Raw genomic sequence first — 3,126 nt, forward strand, 5'->3', positions numbered from 1 at the left:
TTCTAGTTGTCTCGGCCTGTATTTTTTGTATTGGTCTATATGCTGTTCTCGCAAAGAAGAACGCCATTATGATTTTAGTTGGCATTGAATTGATGATCAATGCGGCTATTCTCAATTTTGTAGCTTTCGGAAAGTATGATAAAATTAATTATGGGGGCCAAATATTTGCACTGTTTGCCATTGTCCTTGCAGCAGCTGCTGTTGCAGTTGGATTGGCCATCATTTTAAATGTATACCGACAATACAGAAGCATTAATCCGGATCAAATTCGTGAATTAAAAGACTAGCATTGAACTATTTATTTGACATATCACCCATTAATACAGCATTGTTTGCTTTGGCAATGCCTTTGCTGGCTTTTCTATATCAGGCTGTTGTTGGTAAAAAGATCAATCTGGCCTTGTTGGTACAACTGCGATTATTTTAAGCTTCATCTTTAGTTTATTTACATTTCTCGATGTCTGGAACGCAATGCCTTTATCTTCTGAGATCAGATGGTTTACAATAGGAAATACAACTTTCACTGTTGGTATATTACTGAATAACCTCAGCTCTTTGATGCTGCTGTTAGTTTCGACAATAGCGGTTCCGGTGCATATTTATTCTAAATCATATATGCACGATGATATGGGCATACACCGTTATTGGATGTATCTCAGTCTATTTTGCTTCGCAATGCTCGGACTTGTCATCATGAACAATTTACTGCTTATGTATGTGTTCTGGGAACTTGTCGGGTTTGCATCTTATCTATTAATTGGATTCTGGTACACGAAAGATGCTGCCGTGCAAGCAAATAAGAAGGCTTTTTTAGTCAACCGAATCGGTGATCTGGGCTTCTTGATCGGCATAGCGATTGTCTACGCTCAATTTGGATCCCTCAATCTGGTCAATCTATTTGGAAATGATGGACTTATCGCTAATACTAGTATTGAAAACGGCCTATGGATATCTCCACACAATAGTATGGATGCGATCTGGTTGACGATTACTGGCCTTGCATTTTTCTTAGGGGCGATGGCAAAATCAGCCCAATTTCCATTACATGTCTGGTTGCCTGATGCTATGGAGGGGCCTACATCTGTTTCATCTTTAATACATGCTGCGACCATGGTGGCTGCCGGTGTATTTTTAATGAGTACTTTATTTCCTTTATTTAACGAAACAGTGCTTTTGACTATTGCTATCATCGGTACCATCACTGCTACTACTGCTGCATATTTTGCTTTGGGACAATATGACATCAAAAAAATACTTGCTTTTTCGACAATTTCCCAATTGGGTTATATGATGGTTGGAATAGGTATCGGCACTTGGGATGCAGCTATGTTTCATTTATTGACACATGCTTTTTTCAAGTGTTTATTGTTCTTATGTGCTGGGGCTGTTATCCATGAGATGGCACATCTGAAAGCGCATAGCAAGCATGATTTCGACCCACAGGATCTGCGCAATATGGGTGGACTTCGTCACTATATGCCAAAAACATTTATACTGATGACAGTAGCTTCCTTGGCACTTGCGGGGTTTCCGTTGACTTCGGGCTATTTATCAAAAGATAGTATCATTATTTCTGCATTCGAATGGGCATCAACAAAAGCAGCTTTGTTTCAGATCGTGCCTGTGACATTGATTATCGTCAGTATTATGACTTCATTTTATATTGGACGTCTAATTTTTAAGGCCTTCTTTTCGGAACTACGTATCAAAAATCTATTGGGATCATCTATACATTTGAGTGAATCGCCTAAGCTCATGCTTTGGCCAATGTATTTCCTGGGTATATGCTGTTTCTTTCCTCTATTTTCGATCAATCCAATTTCCTATCATGACTCGTGGATAATGGATGGATTACTTGTCGATTACCCTTACGAAGCAAATCATCTTGCCCATCTGGTTATTCCTGTATTACTAACAGTCGGTGCATTATCGATGTGGATATTAGGATGGAAATGGTATGCAAAAGGTCAATATCCACTAAATGAAAATAGTCTTGCAAACCGGTTATCCTTGCATCAGGGATATATGAATTCATTTAATGAAACAATTATTGTCAACAGTATTTTGAAATTAAGTGCTCTTTCCTATTGGTTAGATAGAAATATTGTTGATGGTTTTATACACAGCTTAACAAAATTGATCCAGCAGCTCGCTCATCTGAGTCATTGGCTTGACAAACATATTGTTGATGGTTTCGTTAATGCTATTGGTAAATTCGCTCTTCTGTTAGGAATTTTGTGCGTTCACCCCAAAATGGGAGACTACAGACTTATTTATATTCTGTATTCTTACTTGTTATAGTTGGTTTAATTTATCTTTTATTACGTTAGAAAATGCCTACACTATCCTTATTAATCTTTTTACCTCTACTAGCGACAGCAATTATATTAGCGCTTCCTAGTCGATTCAAGGATGCTTATAAATATATTGCCCTTGCTATAACTGCTGTTCAGTTTCTACTAGCAGGAATGGCCTACTTTTCGTTTAATCCAGCGGCAACAGGTATCAATACACTTGAGGGATATCAATTGGTAGAGCAACTGCCGTGGATTCGCCTGGATCTTGGAACTGTTGGTAAACTGGAGATTGACTACCTGCTCGGGGTAGACGGGATTTCTATGCCTTTATTGGTTCTAAGTGCGTTTGTCATGCTAATGGCAATTGGCGCTTCCTGGAATATCCAGAAAAGTGTTAAGGGATATTTTGCTTTGCTTATGCTTTTGAATATGGCAGTCATCGGCATATTCTGTGCTTTAGACTTCTTCTTATTCTATTTATTTTATGAGGTGATGTTACTTCCATTATACTTCCTCATCGGAATCTGGGGTGGCGAGCGAAGAGAATATGCTGCCATGAAGTTTTTCATTTATACCTTGTTCGGTTCTGTTTTCATGCTCTTGGTCATAGTAGGTCTTTACTTCTCGGTGATCAATCCTGTTACAGGTGCTCATACCTTTAGCATGATCCATATGATGAATCCGGACAATTATGTACAAGGTTCTATTTTTGCACTAGATGGTTATCAGGAGATTTTTGGTATATCAGCACGTCTGATTGGATTTATTGTACTTTTCTTTGCTTTTGCTTATTAAAGTTCCGTATTGTCCCACTACATACCTGGCTGCC

At 38.5% G+C, this 3,126-nt stretch carries 4 protein-coding genes; all 4 read left to right on the forward strand.

The genetic code is table 11. The features are described 5' to 3' along the window. Nucleotides 1-287: NADH-quinone oxidoreductase subunit NuoK (nuoK, locus tag L950_RS24700; protein ID WP_021191821.1), on the forward strand; the 287-nt coding region annotated here is incomplete at its 5' end. Nucleotides 288-289: 2 nt separating this feature from the next. Then, nucleotides 290-427: a hypothetical protein gene (locus L950_RS34650; protein ID WP_021191822.1), complete on the forward strand. Its 138-nt coding sequence runs from the start codon at nt 290-292 to the stop codon at nt 425-427. 5 nt (nt 428-432) lie between these two features. Further along, nucleotides 433-2,301, forward strand: a complete 1,869-nt coding sequence (locus tag L950_RS24705) for an NADH-quinone oxidoreductase subunit L (RefSeq protein ID WP_231577853.1) — start codon at nt 433-435, stop codon at nt 2,299-2,301. A gap of 32 nt (nt 2,302-2,333) precedes the next feature. Next, nucleotides 2,334-3,092, forward strand: coding sequence for a NuoM family protein (locus L950_RS24710; protein ID WP_021191823.1), 759 nt, complete (start codon nt 2,334-2,336; stop codon nt 3,090-3,092). Nucleotides 3,093-3,126: the final 34 nt, after the last annotated feature.

Source organism: Sphingobacterium sp. IITKGP-BTPF85, assembly GCF_001006065.1.
GTDB lineage: Bacteria > Bacteroidota > Bacteroidia > Sphingobacteriales > Sphingobacteriaceae > Sphingobacterium > Sphingobacterium anhuiense.